Here is a 575-nt window from a genome sequence, read left to right as displayed (position 1 = left end):
CCTGAAACCGTGTACGTACAAGCAGTGGGAGCACCTTCGGGTGTGACTGCGTACCTTTTGTATAATGGGTCAGCGACTTATATTCTGTAGCAAGGTTAACCGTATAGGGGAGCCGAAGGGAAACCGAGTCTTAACTGGGCGTTAAGTTGCAGGGGGTGTGACTGCGTACCTTTTGTATAATGGGTCAGCGACTTATATTCTGTAGCAAGGTTAACCGTATAGGGGAGCCGAAGGGAAACCGAGTCTTAACTGGGCGTTAAGTTGCAGGGTATAGACCCGAAACCCGGTGATCTAGCCATGGGCAGGTTGAAGGTTGGGTAACACTAACTGGAGGACCGAACCGACTGTTGGCTTAGAAGCAGCCATCATTTAAAGAAAGCGTAATAGCTCACTGGTCGAGTCGGCCTGCGCGGAAGATGTAACGGGGCTAAACCATGCACCGAAGCTGCGGCAGCGACACTATGTGTTGTTGGGTAGGGGAGCGTTCTGTAAGCCTGCGAAGGTGTGCCGTGAGGCATGCTGGAGGTATCAGAAGTGCGAATGCTGACATAAGTAACGATAAAGCGGGTGAAAAG

At 51.3% G+C, this 575-nt stretch carries 1 protein-coding gene; it reads right to left on the bottom strand.

The window, feature by feature from the left end; translation table 11 throughout:
* Positions 1 to 365: 365 nt before the first annotated feature.
* Positions 366 to 575: hypothetical protein (locus FHC51_RS22085; RefSeq protein ID WP_220436608.1), on the bottom strand; the 210-nt coding region annotated here is incomplete at its 5' end.

The organism is Leclercia sp. EC_58, from assembly GCF_019584355.1.
Lineage (GTDB): Bacteria > Pseudomonadota > Gammaproteobacteria > Enterobacterales > Enterobacteriaceae > Enterobacter.
This window is presented reverse-complemented; position numbering and strand designations above follow the sequence as displayed.